Source organism: Archangium violaceum, assembly GCF_016887565.1.
In the GTDB taxonomy this organism is placed as follows: domain Bacteria; phylum Myxococcota; class Myxococcia; order Myxococcales; family Myxococcaceae; genus Archangium; species Archangium violaceum_B.
In genome coordinates this window covers 7,606,529-7,623,800 of the sequence record NZ_CP069396.1, presented here as the reverse complement: position 1 = coordinate 7,623,800, position 17,272 = coordinate 7,606,529, and the positions used below count along the sequence as shown (strand labels likewise).

General features: G+C 65.7%; 11 protein-coding genes. 7 read left to right on the top strand and 4 right to left on the bottom strand.

The features are described from left to right. From JRI60_RS30215 to JRI60_RS30205, 3 genes are all read right to left on the bottom strand, one after another. Positions 1–987 carry a lytic polysaccharide monooxygenase gene (locus tag JRI60_RS30215; RefSeq protein WP_204219349.1) on the bottom strand — a complete coding sequence of 329 codons (987 nt, stop codon included), beginning with the start codon at positions 985–987 and terminating at the stop codon, positions 1–3. A 77-nt stretch (positions 988–1,064) separates the two neighbouring features. Next, complete coding sequence (locus tag JRI60_RS30210; protein WP_239469795.1) at positions 1,065–2,102, bottom strand: LacI family DNA-binding transcriptional regulator; 1,038 nt, start codon at positions 2,100–2,102, stop codon at positions 1,065–1,067. Positions 2,103–2,197: 95 nt separating this feature from the next. Continuing rightward, positions 2,198–3,535, bottom strand: coding sequence for a GH1 family beta-glucosidase (locus JRI60_RS30205; RefSeq protein ID WP_239469794.1), 1,338 nt, complete (start codon positions 3,533–3,535; stop codon positions 2,198–2,200). Positions 3,536–3,796: 261 nt separating this feature from the next. Here JRI60_RS30205 and JRI60_RS30200 point away from each other — a divergent pair, with 261 nt between their 5' ends. The 7 genes from JRI60_RS30200 (at position 3,797) to JRI60_RS30170 (ending at position 15,794) form a co-directional block, all read left to right on the top strand. Further along, entirely contained in the window at positions 3,797–5,038 is a 1,242-nt protein-coding gene (locus JRI60_RS30200) for an ABC transporter substrate-binding protein (protein ID WP_204219347.1), read from the top strand. A gap of 49 nt (positions 5,039–5,087) precedes the next feature. Beyond that, positions 5,088–6,035, top strand: a complete 948-nt coding sequence (locus JRI60_RS30195; RefSeq protein WP_204219346.1) for a carbohydrate ABC transporter permease — start codon at positions 5,088–5,090, stop codon at positions 6,033–6,035. Continuing rightward, a complete protein-coding gene (locus JRI60_RS30190) occupies positions 6,035–6,880 on the top strand; it encodes a carbohydrate ABC transporter permease (protein WP_204219344.1) in 846 nt (281 codons plus the stop codon). The genes JRI60_RS30195 and JRI60_RS30190 overlap by 1 nt, the downstream gene beginning before the upstream one ends. Before the next feature lie 10 nt (positions 6,881–6,890). Next, positions 6,891–7,976 carry an ABC transporter ATP-binding protein gene (locus JRI60_RS30185; RefSeq protein ID WP_204219342.1) on the top strand — a complete coding sequence of 362 codons (1,086 nt, stop codon included), beginning with the start codon at positions 6,891–6,893 and terminating at the stop codon, positions 7,974–7,976. Positions 7,977–8,627: 651 nt separating this feature from the next. Beyond that, positions 8,628–11,330 (top strand): glycoside hydrolase family 48 protein, encoded by a 2,703-nt coding sequence (locus JRI60_RS30180; protein WP_204219340.1) that lies wholly within the window; start codon positions 8,628–8,630, stop codon positions 11,328–11,330. A gap of 127 nt (positions 11,331–11,457) precedes the next feature. Then, positions 11,458–14,463 (top strand): glycoside hydrolase family 9 protein, encoded by a 3,006-nt coding sequence (locus tag JRI60_RS30175; protein WP_239469793.1) that lies wholly within the window; start codon positions 11,458–11,460, stop codon positions 14,461–14,463. Positions 14,464–14,480: 17 nt separating this feature from the next. Then, positions 14,481–15,794, top strand: coding sequence for a lytic polysaccharide monooxygenase (locus tag JRI60_RS30170; RefSeq protein ID WP_204219339.1), 1,314 nt, complete (start codon positions 14,481–14,483; stop codon positions 15,792–15,794). A gap of 231 nt (positions 15,795–16,025) precedes the next feature. Here the strand turns inward: JRI60_RS30170 and JRI60_RS30165 are convergent, their stop codons facing one another. Next, complete coding sequence (locus JRI60_RS30165; protein ID WP_239469792.1) at positions 16,026–17,261, bottom strand: MFS transporter; 1,236 nt, start codon at positions 17,259–17,261, stop codon at positions 16,026–16,028. Between the last annotated feature and the right edge of the window lie 11 nt (positions 17,262–17,272).

The following is a 17,272-nucleotide window of genomic DNA, read 5'->3' as shown; positions in this document are numbered from 1 at the left end:
CTACTTGGAGGAAGCCTCGTCGGCCGCTGGCTTCTGGATGTCAATCTGGAAGGTGTATCCAGAATCCAGGCCGTAGACGCTGTTGCCCTGGCGGTCCTTGATGGGAGCGATCTCCCCGGAGGACTGAAGCGCCCCGAGCCTGACGTGGGTGGAGCTCGCGTTCACCCGCTCGGCGAGACGGGCGAGCCAGTCCGCCGCCGGGGCCGCGCGATCCAGCAGGAGGGGATGGGTCTCCGCGTCCCTTCCATCACTGTCGAACAGGCGGAAGGTGACCGTGCTTCCGGCGGGCAGGTCCGTGCGGGCCTGCACCTGGCCGAGCTCCTTCCAGGAGGAGGTCGGGGCGAGGGCCGTGGTGCCGAGCTTGACGTCCACGCAGGCGTAGAACGCCTCGGGGCTGTCCGAGCGCTGCCAGATGGCATAGATGACATGGGAGCCCGTCCGCCCTTGAGGGAACGGGCAGCTCAGCCGGTAGCGGTTGTTCACGGCCGTGGCGCTCTTCACCGTGCAGAAGGGGGCCGCCTCCAGGTCCGACCACTTCAGCGGCAGCGCGGGGTTGTAGCCCGGCCGGGTCACATAGAACTGGAAGTAGTTGGTGGCGTGGACCGCGGTTGCATAGAAGACGAACTCGAAGTTGCCGCTGGCATTCGGGGCGATCTGCGTCGCCTTCCAGTCCGTCCGAGCCAGGTCGAGGCCCTTGTGGCTCTCGTTGGCCGCGCTGCACAGCTTCCCGTCCGGGATGAGCGTACGGTGCTGTCCATTGGCGTTCCCCTGCCTCACCCCGTTCCAATCATAGAAGGCCTGCGTGCCATAGGCCTGGATGGCCGCCTTGCACGCGGCGGACTGGGGGTTCTCCGGCCCTTCCTTGTAGCAGTTGTAGACTCGGCTGAGGGGCACCTCCATGGAGCCGTGCGCCAGGGCCACGTTGGCGGACAACAGGGACGGCACTGCGAGACACGTCGCGAGGGTCTTCCGGGTGGCAGGGGTCATTCTTTCTTCCTCCGGCTCGTACTGAGCGTATGAGGAAAGAATTCGGGTCACCGGAAATGAGCCGGAGCCCGCCACCCTCAAGGAGGCGGTAGTATTCGGGCCGGATCGAATTCCGCCTGCGTGCGGAACATCCGCACATCCTCGATCCGCACATAGGGCAGAACCGTCTGCAGGTTCGCCGCGGGCTCGCCGTTCAAGAGCGCGATCAGATGTTTGGCCAGGACGGCACCGACGCGCCGCTGCGGCTGGTAGTAGTAGGTGAGGCGCTGTTCGGAGAGCGTGAGGAACGGCATGCCGCCGAAACCGACGACGCTCACCCCGTCCCTGGAGGTGTCGATCCCGCTCTCGAGCAACGCCTCCAGCACGCCCACGATGGACATCTGGTTTCCACAGACGATCGCGGTGATGGAGCGATCCCGCTGCAGTATCTGCTTCGTGGTCTCGCGGGTGGCCCGCACCGAGAGGTCACCGTGGTACAACAGGGACTCGTCCCTGGGCAGTCCGGCTTCCACCAACGCCCGCTGGTAGCCGCGCAACCTCAGTCCGGCGTAGTTGAACCCCCCGGACGGGTTGAGCAGCAGGATCCTCCGGTGCCCGTCGCGGACCAGGTGCATGACCGCGTCGAAGACCGCGCTCTCGTCGTCATGGTCGACGAAGGCGTGCGGCGTCTGCAGCTCGGTCCGCCCGAAACTCACGAACGGGAAGTCCTTCTCCAGGCAGAACCTGGCCCGCTCGTCCATGGGGGTGGTGCGGGAGAAGACGACGGCATCGGCGAGCCGTTGCGCGTACACCCGGCGGATCGGATCCAACGGCGCCTGCTGACCGGTCTGCGCCAGGACGATCAGGTTGTAGCCCGAGGTCTCGATGCCATTGGACAGGCTCTCCACCTGCGCCAGGAAGCCCGGCTCTCCGTAGTCACCGACCTCGGGCGCGTAGAGGATGGAGCACACCTTGAACGTCCGGCCGGTCCGAAGGTGGAGGCCACTGATGTTCGGCATGTAGCCGAACCTGGCGGCGGCCTCCTTCACCCGCTCGATCGTCTCCGGCCTGACCTCGGGACCGTCCTTCAGCGCGCGCGACACGGTGCTGATGGACAGTCCCAGATGCGCCGCCAACGTCCTGAGGTTCGCGGGAGCCGCGGGTTTCCCTCCAGTTGCTTCGCTCACCTGGCGCTTACGTCGTTTGGTGCTCACGTCATTCCGGCCCGGGTTCAAACGCCTGTCAGTGCGTTTGTCGCGATCACTTTTCGCATGAAGTCGAAGGAAGCCTTCGGCGTCCGCTTCTGTGTCCCATAGTCCACATGCACGATGCCGAAGCGCTTGCCGTAGCCGCGCGCCCATTCGAAGTTGTCGAGCAGTGACCAGGGCATGAATCCTCGGACATCCGCCCCTTCCGAAATCGCGCGATGCAGTCCGGCCAGGTAGTCGCGGTAATAAGCGATGCGGTCCTGATCGTCAACCCGGCCATCGGGTCCGACCACGTCGATGAAGGCGCCGCCGTTCTCCGTCACGTACACGGGCGGATTGCCATGGCGCTCCTTGATGATCATGAGCGCTTCATAGAAGGCGTGGCCGTCGATGGCCCAGTTCATCTCGGTCCGGCGGAAGAAGAGCGGCGGGTCCGTGTGCTCGAAAGGCCAGGCGCCCTTCGTCGAGGTCTGGATGTAGCTCGGGAAGTAGTGGTTGACGCCCAGGAAGTCGATCGGCCGGTGGATCTCCGCGAGGTCGCCGTCGCGCACGTGTTCGGCGAACCGCTCCGCGACCGAAGCGGGGTAGCGGCCGCGGTAGATCGGCTCCAGGAAGGCGCCGTTCCACTTGTCCTCGAAGAGCGCCGGCAGGTGGCCATCGCGCTCCTTGAACTGTGGCAGGGTCCGGGCCTTGTGGATCGGGAGCACCAGGCCGACGCCGGTGCGGGGTGTCAGGTCTCGTAGCACCGCGACGGCCCGCCCATGCGCCAGGTTGAGATGGTGCGCGGCACGCACGGCGGCGCGTGGGTCTGTCAGCCCCGGTGCATGGCGGCCCTCCTCATGGCCGACCCAGGCCGAGACGCTCGGCTCGTTGAAGGTCACCCAGTTCTCGACGCGGTCGCCCAGCCGCCGGGCCACGATGGCCGTGTACTCCGCGAACCAGCTGGCGATGTCACGATTCGTCCAGCCGCCACGATCCTGCAGCGCCTGCGGCAGATCCCAGTGGTAGAGGCACGGCCAGGCGCGCATGCCGCGTTCGAGCAGGCTGTCGACGATGCGGTCGTAAAAATCGAGTCCCTTGGGATTCACCGCGCCCTGGCCGTCTGGAATCACCCGCGGCCACATGATGGAGAAGCGGTAGACCTTCGCACCCAGGTGTCGCATCAGGTCGAGGTCCTCGGCGTAACGGTGATAGTGGTCGCAGGCCACCTCTCCGTTGTCACCATTGGCGACCTTGCCGGGGGTCGCGCAATAGGTGTCCCAGATGCTTCGCCCCCGCCCGTCGTCCGGGGCACCTCCCTCGATCTGGTAGCTGGAAGTCGAGACCCCCCACAAAAAGCCTTCGGGAAAACGCATCGTCATTTCCGGAGCTCCTGCCCAACATTCCTTGTCGCACCGCGTCAGTGGATTTCCTTGTCGCACTGCGTCGCGGCGGCGTTTCCTTGTCGCAGCGCGTCGCTTGCCTTCTCAATGGATCGTAACGTTGTCATTTTCCTTTTTCGACTGCTTATTTCGTCGCTTCCGACGCACGAACGGCATTGACTTGTCGCCCGGGTCTGTGGGACCAATCGAGGAATCGAAACGTTACGATTTTTTGAGTCAATGACCAAGGGGAGGATCGTAATGCGAGCGCTCAAGACTTCCGCGAACCTGGTGGTGACCCTGCTGCTCGGCGTGTCGTCTGTCGCCCAGGCGCAGACGGCTGAAGTGTTGCACTGGTGGACGTCTGGAGGGGAGTCGGCCGCGCTCGACAAGGTGCGCGCCGCCTATGCCGCGAAGGGTGGCACCTGGAAGGACACGCCAGTTGCTGGTGGCTCCAATGCGCGAGCCGCCGTCGTCAACCGCATGATCGGCGGCAAGCCGCCGACGGCCTTCATGTTCTCCATTGGCAAGCAGCTGGACGAGCTGGCCGAGCAGGGGCTGGTCGGAGACGTCAACGACGCGGCCACCGCGGGCAAGTGGGACGCCGTGCTGCCCCCGCTGATCGCCAAGGCCTCCAAGTACGACGGCAAGTACATCGCCGCGCCGGTGAACATCCACGGTGAGAATTGGATGTTCTACAACGCCGCCGCGCTCAAGAAGGCCAAGGTCGAGGTTCCCAAGACGTGGCCGGAGCTCATCACGGCCGCCAAGACGCTCAAGGCGGCCGGAATCACGCCGATCGCGCTCGGCGGTGAGCCGTGGCAGGAGCGGATCCTCTTCAATTCCGTCCTGCTGGGCGTCGGTGGCCGCGACCACTACTCCAAGGTCTACGGCCAGCTCGACGAGGCCGCGATGAAGTCCGACACCATGCTCGAGGTCTTCAAGACCGTCGCGGCGCTGCGTGAGTTCGTCGACGAGGGCAGCCCGGGCCGCAAGTGGAACATCGCGGCCAACATGGTGATGAAGGGCTCGGCGGCCTTCTACTTCATGGGGGACTGGGCCAAGGGCGAGCTGGTGGCGGCGGGGATCGAGCCTGGAACGACCGTCGGTTGCGCGCTCGCCCCCGCCAAGGACAAGGGCTACATCATGACCGTCGACGCGTTCGCCTTCGCCAAGGTGAAGGACAAGGCGAGCCTCGATGCCCAGAAGCTGATGGCCAACGTCATCATGGACCCGGCGGTGCAGATCGCCTTCAACAAGCGCAAGGGCTCCATCCCCGTGCGCACCGACGTGACCGACCCGTCCTTCGACGTCTGTGCCAAACTGGCGCAGGAGACGCTCAAGGATCCGAAGACCCAGCTGGCGAGCTCCGGCCTGTTCGGCCTGCCCAGCGCGGTGTCCGGCGCCATCGATGATGCGATCTCGAACTACTGGAACAACCGGTCGATGACGCCCGAGCAGGGGCGAGCGCTCTTCATCAAGACGATTGCCGGCGCGAAGTGAGGGCCTGTCCCCCCCTTCACCCTGGCATTCAAGGCACATGGACCCTTTCATGATGAACGCACAACAGCCGCCGTCCGCGGTGACCCTGCCGCGCGCGGAGGCGCCGCCCGCCGGACGGCGCCGTTGGTGGTCCGCCAGCACCGCGGCGAAGATCGCGCTCGTTCCAGCCGCGGTCATCACGGCTGTCTGCTTCTACGCCTTCGTCGGCTGGACGGTCGTCATCTCCATGACGCGTTCGCGGCTGCTGCCAGTCTATAATTTCGTCGGGCTCGACCAATACCGACGCCTGTTCGCCAATGAGCGTTGGTGGACGGCGATGGAGAACCTGGCGATCCACGGCACGCTGTTCATCGTGGGCTGTACCTTGCTGGGCTATGTGCTCGCGCTCCTGCTCGACCGCGCGACCCGCGGAGAGAGCTTCTTCCGCACCGTGTTCATGCTGCCGCTGTCGATGTCCTTCATCGTCACCGGCACCATCTGGCAATGGCTGCTCAACCCGACGCTGGGCATCCAGGACGCGGTGCGTGATCTGGGCTGGACGGAGTTCGTCTTCAACTGGATCGTCCGGCCGGACCGGGCGATCTACACGCTGGCCATCGCGGGGGTCTGGCAGCAGGTCGGGTTGTGCATGGCGCTCTTCCTCGCCGGCCTGCGCGGTATCGATCCCAACATCTGGAAGGCGACCCGGGTCGATGGCATCCCCACCTGGCGCGTCTACACCGACATCATCACCCCGATGCTCAGGCCGGTGTTCTTCTCCGTGTTCGTCCTGCTGTCGGCGATGGTCCTCAAGTCCTTCGACCTCGTCGTGGCGCTGACCGGCGGCGGCCCCGGCTTCTCCTCCGACCTGCCGGCGCGCTTCGTCGTCGACCACATCCTCAATCGCCAGGAGCTGGGATTGGGCGCCGCCGGTGCCTTCATGATGCTCTGCACCATCGCGGCGGTCATCTCCCCCTACCTCTATGTCGAGCTGCGGTCCCCGCGGAAGGAGGCGTGATGCGCTACCAGCGATTCATCCTCTACCTCCTGCTGTCCTCCGCCGCGCTGGCGATGCTGGCGCCGCTCTTCTTCATGCTCTCGACCTCGCTCAAGCCGATGGACGAGATTCGCGACGGGAGCCTGTTCGCTCTGCCCCATGCGCCGACGCTGGCCGCCTGGGGCAAGGCCTGGAGCGGCGCCTGTATCGGTGCTTCCTGCGAGGGGTTGTCGGGACAGTTCGCCAATTCCTTCTGGATCGTCCTGCCGTCGCTCTTCCTGTCCGTGGGGCTGGGCTCGCTGACGGGCTACGCGCTCAGCTCGTGGCGCGTTCCCCATGCCAACCTCCTGTTCGGCGCGCTCCTCATCGGCCTCTTCATTCCCCCACAGGTGACGCTCTATCCGATGATCGTGCTGATGCGCGAGCTCGGGCTGTACGGCTCGGTGCCCGGGCTGGTGCTGGTTCACGTCGTCTGGGGTCTGCCCTTCGTCACGCTGTTGTTCCGCAATTTCTTCCAGACCGTGCCCGGGGATCTGCTCAAGGCCGCGCGGATCGACGGCGCCGGCTTCCTTGCCACCTTCTGGTACGTGATGCTGCCGCTGTCCCTGCCGGTCTTCGCCGTCGCGATGATCCTGCAGTTCACCTACATCTGGAATGACTTCCTGTTGGGGCTGACCTTCAGCAGCCCGGAGAGCCAACCGGTGACCGTGGCGCTGAACAACCTGGTCGGCTCGCAGTTCGGCGAACAGGAATACAACCTCAACATGGCCGCGACCATCCTGACGGCGCTGCCGACCGTGCTCGTCTATCTCTTCTCTGGCCGTCTCTTCGTGCGCGGCATCGCGGCCGGCGCCGTCAAGGGCTGAGGATCCACCAATGCATGGCGTCAGACTCGAATCCGTTCGCAAGACCTATGGCTCGCTCGTCATCATCGACAAGCTCGATCTGCAGATCGAAGACGGCGAGTTCCTGGTGTTGCTCGGGCCGTCGGGCTGCGGCAAGTCCACCCTGCTCAACATGATCGCGGGCCTCGAGCCGGTGACGGAGGGCCGCATCTGGATGGGGGGCCGTGATGTGACCGGGCTCGAGCCGGACGAGCGCGACATCGCGATGGTGTTCCAGTCCTATGCGCTCTATCCGAACATGACGGTGCGCAAGAACATCGGGTTCGGCCTCAAGATGCGCAAGGTTCCCGATGCGGAGATCGACCGAAAGGTCGATACCGCGGCGCGTCTGCTGCGCATCGAGCACCTGTTGGATCGCCGTCCGGCCAACCTGTCCGGAGGCCAGCAGCAGCGCGTCGCCATCGGCCGCGCGTTGGTGCGCGAGCCCTCGGTCTTCCTGTTCGATGAGCCGCTCAGCAACCTCGACGCCAAGCTGCGCGCCGACATGCGTGTCGAGCTCAAGAAGCTGCACGAGCGGCTGGGCCGCACCATGGTCTACGTCACGCATGACCAGATCGAGGCGATGACGATGGCCACGCGCATCGTCGTGCTCGAGCAGGGCAGGGTGCAGCAGTGCGACAAGCCCGAGGTCATCTACGACAGGCCCGCCAACCGCTTCGTCGCGTCCTTCGTTGGCGCGCCCACCATGAACTTCCTCGACGGGCGTCTGACCCGGAACGGGGACGGCCTGGCGCTCGCGTGCCGTGACGCGGTCATTCCGCTGCCCGGCCTGGAGGGCCCTTCGGGGCTGGCGGAGGGCCGCCCCATCGTGCTCGGCCTCCGGCCCGAGCACGTCCTGACCGCGGAGGCCGGCGGGGCCGGCACCATCCAGGCCGTGCCGTTGATGTCCGAGCCGACCGGGCCCGACATGTTCGTGCGGATGGCGCTCGGCGGCAGTGAGATCACGGCCCGCATGTCCAGCGGAGAGAAGGTGGAGCGCAATGCACCGCTGCCCATCCGCATCGACGGTCGGCGGGTCTCGCTGTTCTCGCCGGATGACGGCGCGCGTTTGGCCTAGTGGCCTACCTTCCGGCAGCACTCGGCTCGAACTGGTCCGACCATCGGACCAGTTGCTCGAGCTCGCGCCCGGAAGCCGGCTTTCCCCATTGAAGCAGTAGAGGAGCGACCAGGGGCAGCACGGCCCGGCGCTCCGGTGACGGCCGCACGCGAGGTGATGGCACATCCGCCTCCTTCGCCGAGCGGCTCGAAGTCAGTGGGACGACTCCAAAACCTGCCATGGGCACAGCCCTCGGTTACCGCCCATGGGCCGTCTCGGTCCATTGTCATGAACTGTCTCGGTTCATGGGAGTTTGAGTTTGTCTCACGGCTGCGAAACCTTCATTTTTCCCATACATATGCATCAAACGGTAAAAGCCGTTTTCGTTTGCGTTCCCGGAATCTTCGATGTATCAGTGGAATCAGATAAACACGAGGCGCGCCAGCCAGCCCGTGTTCACCTCCGCGACACGGCGCGCCGTGAGCATTTCCATCAGGCTCTATGTTTTCCGGCATCTTTTCACGGGCTGGCATCTCCCCAGTCTCGTCTTGTCGTGACATCGGGAAGTCCTGAAGTTTTCTCATGCAAAGTGAGAATCGCCGCGGTTCGTGCAGGGCAGGAGAGCCGTTCCGCTCGTGGTGTGTCGTTCAGTCCTTACCCAAGGAGGAAGTGATGTATTTCGACTCGCGTTCCGTCAAATCGGCAGTGAAACACGCTCTCTGCCTGATGGTAGCCGTTGCCGCGCCCGCACAAGCCGTTGCCGCCACCTCCAAGCCCGTGCCCACCACGCTGGCCAGGGCGCTCGCCGGGGAATCTACCTATACGCAGCGCTTCCTCGAGCAGTACAACAAGATCAAGGACCCGGCGAATGGGTACTTCAGCTCCAAGGGCGTGCCCTACCACTCCGTGGAGACGCTGATGGTCGAGGCTCCGGACCATGGGCACGAGACCACCTCGGAGGCCTACAGCTACTGGCTGTGGCTGGAGGCGGAGTATGGCCATGTGACGGGTGACTGGGCGCCCTTCAACGCCGCCTGGGCCAACATGGAGAAGTACATCATCCCGGCGCAGGCGGATCAGCCGACCAACTCGTTCTACCAGGCGAACAAGCCTGCCACGTACGCCGGGGAGTGGGATCTGCCCAGCCAGTATCCTTCCCCCCTGCGCTCGGATGTGGCGGTCGGAAATGATCCGATCGCGGGTGAGCTGCAGTCGACGTATGGCAACAGCAACATCTACGGCATGCACTGGTTGCTGGACGTCGACAACTGGTATGGGTACGGCCGCTGTGGCGATGGGACGACCTCGCCGTCGTACATCAACACCTTCCAGCGCGGCTCGCAGGAGTCGGTGTGGGAGACGGTTCCGCATCCCTCTTGCGACAACTTCGCCTGGGGCAAGTCGGGGCAGGGCTTCCTGAGCCTCTTCACGGGAGATGCCAACTACTCCCGGCAGTGGCGCTACACCAACGCGCCGGACGCGGACGCCCGCGCCGTGCAGGCTGCCTACTGGGCCTATGTCTGGGCGAGGGAGCAGGGCAAGGAGGCGGAGGTCGCCGAGGCCGTCAAGAAGGCGGCCAAGATGGGTGACTACCTGCGCTACGCGATGTTCGACAAGTATTTCAAGCGCATCGGCCAGTGCATCGGTGAGACCGCGTGTCCCGCGGGCTCCGGCAAGAACAGCATGCACTACCTGATGTCCTGGTACTACTCGTGGGGTGGTGCGCTGGACTCGAGCGCTGGCTGGGCCTGGCGCATCGGCTCGAGCCACAACCACTTCGGGTATCAGAACCCGATGGCGGCCTACGTCCTGAGCAACACGTCGTTCCTGCGGCCCCAGTCCGCGACCGGAGCCGCCGACTGGGCGACGAGCTTGCAGCGCCAGATCGAGTTCTACACGTGGCTGCAGTCGGCCGAGGGAGGCATCGCGGGTGGTGCCACCAACAGCTGGAACGGGCGCTACGGGCAGCCGACCAGCACGTCGACCTTCTACGGTATGTATTACGACTGGCAGCCCGTGTACCACGACCCGCCGAGCAACCAGTGGTTCGGCTTCCAGGCCTGGTCGGTGCAGCGCGTGGCGGAGTACTACTACGTCACGGGTGATGCCAAGGCCAAGAAGGTGCTCGACAAGTGGGTGGCCTGGGCCAGCCAGCACACGAAGCTCACCGCGGATGGCAAGTACCAGATTCCGAGCACCCTGCAGTGGTCGGGCGAGCCGGACACCTGGAATCCCACCAACCCGGGCACCAACAGCAACCTGCACGTGACGGTGGTGGACTACACCACCGACGTGGGTGTCGCCGCCGGCTACGCGCGCACGCTGGTGTTCTACGCCGCCAAGAGCGGCAACGCGGCCGCCAAGACCCTGGCCAAGGAGCTGCTCGACCGCATGTGGGCGAACTACCAGACGCCCAAGGGCGTGGCCGTCCCCGAGAAGCGCGAGGACTACAAGCGCTTCGACGATGCCTACAACCCGACCACGGGTGACGGCGTCTACGTCCCGTCGGGCTGGTCCGGGACGAACGCCCAGGGCGCGGCGATCAACTCCAACTCGACGTTCATCAGCCTGCGTCCGAAGTACCAGCAGGATCCGGACTGGCCGAAGGTGCAGAGCTACCTGGCGGGTGGCCCGGTGCCCGAGTTCACCTACCACCGCTTCTGGGCCCAGGCGGACATCGCGATGGCCATGGCGGACTACGGACGGCTGCTGGAGGGCGGCTCCACGTCGGCGGCCATCGTGGCCTCGTCGAGCGACCTGAACGTGGCCGAGGGTGGCTCCACGAGCTTCCTGGTGAGCCTGTCCGCGGCGCCGACGAGCAATGTCACGGTCTCCATCACCAAGGCCTCCGGTGACGCGGATCTGTTCCTGTCCTCCTCGGCCACGCTGACCTTCACGCCTTCCAACTGGAACGTGGGTCAGACCGTCACCATCGGGGCGGGCGAGGACGCGGACATGACCCACGGCACCTCTCTGTTCCGGCTGGCCGCGAGCGGCTACACGGGCGTGTCGGTCAACGCGACGGAGATCGACAATGACATCCCGCCTCCCGCCACCTGCGCGCTGACCGTGGATACCAGCAATGACTGGGGCTCCGGTCACGTCGGTCGGATCATCCTGCAGAACTCGGGCACGCAGCCGATCTCCAACTGGAAGGTCAGCTGGACGGCCACCAATGACTTCACGCTGGCCAACTACTGGAACGGGCTCTTCACGAAGTCGGGCCGCTCGGTCGTGGTGACGCCGCAGGGGAACTCGACGGTTCCCGCCAACAGCAGCATCGAGGCTGGCTTCGTGGCGAACTACAGCGGGGCGAAGCCGGTGCCCAGCGGTGTGAGCGTGGAAGGCCAGAACTGCACCATCACCGTGAAGTGAGTTGAATGCCGCTCGGGGGTTCCTGTCCCTCGAGCGGCATTCCTCCTTTCAGCGCGGCGGCGGGGGAGGGCGGCTCGCCGCCGCGCCATTGTCTTCTTCACCCTACAGCCTTGAGAAGGAGCCATTCATGATGCGCAAGCATTTACTGGCTACACCCGCCGCACTCCTGATGGGCTTTACGTCCGTCGTGAGTCCGCTGGCCGTGCACGCGGAGACGTTCAACTACGGCGAGGCCTTGCAGAAATCCATCTGGTTCTACGAGGCCCAGCGCTCGGGTCCATTGCCCGCCACCAACCGGGTGAGCTGGCGCGGAAACTCCGGCATGCGGGACGGCGCCGACGTGGGCAAGGACCTGACGGGCGGTTGGTACGACGCCGGAGATCACGTCAAGTTCGGCCTTCCCATGGCCGCCAGCGCGACCCTGCTGGCCTGGTCCGTCTATGAATATGGGGATGGGTATCAGCAGAGCGGACAGCTGAACGCCATCCTGGACAACCTGCGCTGGGTCAACGACTACTTCATCAAGGCTCATACCGCTCCGAATGAGCTCTATGGCCAGGTGGGCCACGGCGGCACGGATCACGCCTGGTGGGGAGCGGCCGAGGTGATGCAGATGGCCCGGCCCGCCTACAAGATCGACGCCTCCTGTCCGGGCTCGGATCTGGCCGGTGAGACGGCCGCCGCCATGGCCGTCTCCTCCATCGTGTTCAGGGCGTCCGACCCGGCCTACTCGGCCACCCTGCTGACGCATGCCCGGCAGCTCTTCTCCTTCGCGGACACCTACCGGGGCAAGTACTCGGACTGCATCACGGACGCGCAGTCCTACTACAACTCCTGGAGCGGCTATTGGGACGAGCTGAGCTGGGCCGCCGCCTGGCTGTACCTGGCCACCAACGAGAGCAGCTACCTGACGAAGGCCGAGGGCTATACCTCCTACTGGGGCTCCGAGGGACAGTCTTCCAACTGGAGCTACAAGTGGACGCAGAACTGGGATGACAAGCACTTCGGTGCCCAGCTGCTGCTCGCCCGTCTGACGGGGAAGGCTGTCTACAAGTCTTCCATGGAGCGGAACCTGGATTACTGGTCCACCGGCTACAACAACGAGCGGGTCCGCTATACCCCTGGCGGACTGGCCTGGTTGGATCAGTGGGGCAGCCTGCGCTACGCGGCGAACGCCTCGTTCCTGGCCTTCGTGTACTCCGACGACATCGCCGACAGCGATCCCTCCCGGTCCACGCGCTACCGTGACTTCGCCTCCCGGCAGCTCCGCTACATGCTCGGGGAGAACCCCCGGAACTCGAGCTACGTGGTGGGCTTCGGTGTGAATCCTCCCCGCAACCCGCACCACCGCACCGCGCACGGCGCCTGGGCCGACTCCCTCTCCAGCCCCGCCGAGAGCCGGCACATCCTGTACGGCGCCCTGGTCGGCGGTCCGGACGCGTCGGATGCCTACGTGGACGACCGCTCCAACTACGTCTCGAACGAGGTCGCCACGGACTACAACGCCGCCTTCACCGGTGCGCTGGCGAAGATGTACCTCCTCTATGGCGGCACGCCCGATCCCTCCTTCCCCCAGAGGGAGACGCCCAACACCGACGAGTTCTACGTGGAGGCCGGCATCAACGTGTCCGGTTCCAACTTCACGGAGATCCGGGCGTTTCTCCACAACATCTCCGCCTGGCCGGCCCGCGTGGGCGACAAGCTCACCTTGCGGTACTTCGTCGACCTCTCCGAGGTCATCTCGGCTGGTGGTTCGCCCTCGGACCTGGCCGTCACCATGAACTACAGCCAGGGTGCGAAGGTCCTGCCGCTCAAGCAGTGGTCCGGAAACATCTATTACGTCACGGTCGACTTCACCGGCACGCTGATCTACCCCGGTGGACAGTCCGCGTACCGCAAGGAGGCCCAGTTCCGCATCGCCACCCCGGCGGGCATCCCCTGGAACCCGACCAACGACCCGTCCTACAAGAACCTGACCTCCACCGCGGCCAGGACTTCCTACATCCCGGTGTATGACAATGGCGTCCGGATCTTCGGCTCCGAGCCGGGTCCCGTCACGAGCGACACGATTCCTCCCGCGCCCCCGGTCGGTCTGTTGGCCTCCGCCGCCAATCCGACGCAGATCAACCTCCGCTGGACCGCGAACACGGAGTCCGACCTGGCGAGCTACAATGTCTATCGCTCCACGACCAGCGGCTTCACACCCTCCGCCTCCAATCGGATCGCCACCGGCGTCACCGCGAACACCTATGCAGACACGGGTCTGAGCGCCTCGACCACCTACTATTACAAGCTCGCGGCCGTCGACACGTCCGGCAACGAGTCCTCCGCTTCCTCCCAGTCCTCCGCGACCACGTCCGCCCCGGACAGCACGCCGCCGGCCGCTCCAGCGGGCCTGCTGGCCACCGCTGCCAGCTCCAGCCAGATCAACCTGACCTGGACCGCCGGCACCGAGGCCGATCTGAAGGGCTACAACGTCTACCGCTCCACGACGAGCGGCTTCACTCCCTCCGCCTCCAACCGGATCGCCAGCGGTGTCACGACGGCCTCCTACGCCAGCACCGGCCTGAATGCCTCGACCCCCTACTATTTCAAGCTCACGGCGGTCGATACGTCTGGCAACGAGTCTTCCGCGTCCGTGGAGGCCTCCGCGACCACGCAGCAGGCCCCCGCGTCCAGCCTCTCGGTCCTGTACCGCGATGCCGACTCCAACTCGCCGGCCAACAATCAGATCCGACCGCACCTCAAGATCGCCAATGGTGGCACGGCCAGCGTTCCCGCCAGCGAGCTGAAGGTCCGCTACTACTTCACGCCGGACTCCGGGGAATCGGTCCAGGTCGCGTGTGACTACGCCGTCCTGGGCTGCGCCAACATCACCTCCACCGTGGTGGCGCTGTCCACGCCCAAGACGGGTGCCACGCATTACGTCGAGCTCGGCTTCACCTCCGGTGCCGGTTCGATCGCCGCCGGCCGCGACACCGGCGAAATCCAGATCCGTTTCAACAAGAGCAACTGGTCCAACTTCGACGAAACCAATGACTACTCGTTCGACCCCACCAAGACCTCGTTCGCCGCCTCGAGCAAGATGACCGTGTTCCGCGGTGGCGTCCTGGTCTGGGGCAACGAGCCTTGAACATCGAGGAGAGAGCCATGAGAACGCCTAACACTGGAATGTCCCGTGCCGCTGTCATCGGTGTCACCACCCTGGGCGCGATGCTCGCGCCGCTCGACGCGGCGCTCGCCCACGGCGGGATGACCTACCCCGCGACCCGGACCTATGCCTGCTACCTGGATGGCAAGGCCGGAGGGCAGGGGGGAGATCTGCAACCCACCAACCCCGCCTGCATCGCCGCCGTGGCCGAGGGTGGCAAGAACCCGCTCTGGAATTGGTTCGGCAACCTGATCAGCAACGCGGGCGGCCGGCACCGGGAGATCATCCCGGATGGCAAGCTGTGCGGACCCACCGCGCTCTTCGATGCCTACAACATGGCCCACGCGGACTGGCCCACCACCACACTGCAGGCCGGTTCCACCATCACCATCCGGTACAACGCCTGGGCGCCGCACCCTGGCACCTGGTACCAGTACGTGACCCGGGATGGGTGGGATCCGAGCCAGCCCCTGAAGTGGTCCGACCTGGAGCCGGTCCCCTTCGACACCGTCACCAACCCGCCCATCAACGGCACCGGCCCGGAGGGCCCCGAGTACACGTGGACCGCGCAGCTGCCGGCCGGCAAGAGCGGCCGCCACATCATCTATTCCATCTGGCAGCGCTCGGACAGCGCGGAGGCCTTCTACAACTGCTCCGACGTGGTCTTCGACGGGGGCAGCCAGCAGCCGGACATCGAGGCGCCCACTACGCCCGGCACGCCCGTCGTCAGTGGCGTGACAGGCACGACCGCCCAACTGACCTGGTCCGCCGCGCGCGACAACGTGGGAGTGACGGGTTACGAGGTGTACCGGCTGGTTGGCTCCACCAGCGAGCGGGTGGCCTCGCCCGGTGGCACCACCGTTCTCCTCACCGGCCTCACGCCCTCGACCTCGTACACCTACTCCGTGGTCGCACGTGACGCCGCGGGCAACCGCTCCAGCGCCTCGGCGGCGGTCTCGTTCACCACGACCGCCACTCCGCCCGCCGGAGACTGCAAGGTCGCATACTCCGAGCCCAACAAGTGGTCCGGCGGCTTCACCGGCAACGTCACCATCACCAACACCGGGACCAGCGCCATCTCCGGTTGGAAGTTGCTGTGGGACTACACCGGCGGTCAGACGGTCACCAACGGCTGGAGCGCGAAGGTCTCCCAGCTGGGCACCACGGTGACCGCCGAGAACGAGGCGTGGACCAGTACCATCCCGCCCAACGGCTCCGTCACGTTCGGGTTCAACGCGAACGCTCCGGCGGCCCACCACCTGCCGGTTCCGTCCGAATTCATCCTCAACGGCACCCTCTGCGCCACTCCGTAAGGGCCACGTTCCGGGGTGGGTGCGTCGAGGCGCACCCACCTCAGATAGGAGGGTCGGTTCCTCAGCTCGCCAGAGCTCGATCTGCTCGTCCGGGGTGGGTCTCGGTGATTTCGTGAAGCCGAACAGGAAGGACGTGAGGTCGCTCGGGTTGGGCCACAGTCGCTTTGGAAGGACAGGTGCCTACCGCGGAGTCGCGGTCTGTTTCCGGGGCAACCTGGGATCCTTATACCCTCACCCCGTCCCTCTCCCAGAGGGAGAGGGGATATTGTTTTTTCTCAATGCTGCCGGGAGCGCTAACGCCGTGGCGAGGGTTGCCACTGTTCCCCCAACTCCCGCGATCAGCAACGTCACCGGCGCCGAGGTGGCGTCGAGTAATAGGCCTCCCCCCACGTAGGACAACGCGGCCGCTACTCCGATCGCTCCGTAGAAGTTGCCAAAGACCCGGCCCAGCATCTCCGGCGGCACCAGTCGCTGGAGCAGCGTGTTGCTCGCGACGTCCATCGCCGCCAGCCCAACCCCTCGCACACCCTGCATCGCGAACGCCGCGGAGACGGCCCAACTCAGCCCCGTCAAGAGATTGCCAATGCTGCTCACCGCGAACCCGAGGAGCAGCAGCGCCGCCATCGACGCGCGTGCTCCGTAACGCGCCAGCAGGATGTAACCGAGCAGCAGCCCCATTCCCACCGCGCCCAGCAGAAGCCCCACCGCCGAGTCGCCGGCCCTCAGCGTCTCCTTGGCCAGCAGCACCAGCGCGACATCGTCGACCCCGTTGAACGCGACCACGGCACAGAAGCCCAGCGCGATCACCCGCACCCCGGGCGCCGACAGGATGTAGCCCAGGCCGCTCCTCGCCTGATGGAGGAGTGACGGCGGATTCGACTCCCCGGCGAGCGTCGACGGCATCGACCGGATGGATGCGAGTATCGCCGCCGAAACGAGGAATGAGGCCGCATCGACCAGGAGCACGCCTCGGATACCCACGAGCGGCAACAGCGCCGCCGCCAGCAGCGGACCCAGGGCCTCGGCTCCGTTCGTCCCGAATCCCAGCGTGGAGTTCGCGGTCTCCAACCCATCACCGCTCACCAGCGCCGGCACCGCCGCCCGGGACGCGGGCTGGAACACCTGTCCGGCCACCGCTCGCGCCGCCACCAGCGCCAGCAACAGCGGCAACGGGGGCAACGCGAGCGCGATGAGCAGCAGCAGCGCGCCCTGGACCAGCTCGCAGGTGATCATCACCCGCTTGAGATCGAACCGGTCGCTGATCGCCCCGGTGATCGGGCTCAACAGCGAGGGCGCGAAGTCTCCGGTGAGCAACAGCAGGGAAACCGCCAGTGCCTGGCCCGTCGTGTCCGCCACATGCAGCATGAGCGCGACCAGGCTGAGCGAATCACCGGCGAAGGAGATGACTCGCGCCAACCACAGGGCCCGGAACTCACGGTGACCGCGCAGCAGTTGCAGTGCACCCACCGTGAGCTCCT

Bases quoted from the DNA above. Each gene is read 5' to 3' on its own strand.
- JRI60_RS30185 (WP_204219342.1), top strand. From the start codon at position 6,891: ATGCATGGCGTCAGACTCGAATCCGTTCGCAAGACCTATGGCTCGCTC.
- JRI60_RS30205 (WP_239469794.1), bottom strand. From the start codon at position 3,535: ATGACGATGCGTTTTCCCGAAGGCTTTTTGTGGGGGGTCTCGACTTCC.
- JRI60_RS30180 (WP_204219340.1), top strand. From the start codon at position 8,628: ATGTATTTCGACTCGCGTTCCGTCAAATCGGCAGTGAAACACGCTCTC.
- JRI60_RS30170 (WP_204219339.1), top strand. From the start codon at position 14,481: ATGAGAACGCCTAACACTGGAATGTCCCGTGCCGCTGTCATCGGTGTC.
- JRI60_RS30215 (WP_204219349.1), bottom strand. From the start codon at position 987: ATGACCCCTGCCACCCGGAAGACCCTCGCGACGTGTCTCGCAGTGCCG.
- JRI60_RS30195 (WP_204219346.1), top strand. From the start codon at position 5,088: ATGATGAACGCACAACAGCCGCCGTCCGCGGTGACCCTGCCGCGCGCG.
- JRI60_RS30200 (WP_204219347.1), top strand. From the start codon at position 3,797: ATGCGAGCGCTCAAGACTTCCGCGAACCTGGTGGTGACCCTGCTGCTC.
- JRI60_RS30190 (WP_204219344.1), top strand. From the start codon at position 6,035: ATGCGCTACCAGCGATTCATCCTCTACCTCCTGCTGTCCTCCGCCGCG.
- JRI60_RS30175 (WP_239469793.1), top strand. From the start codon at position 11,458: ATGATGCGCAAGCATTTACTGGCTACACCCGCCGCACTCCTGATGGGC.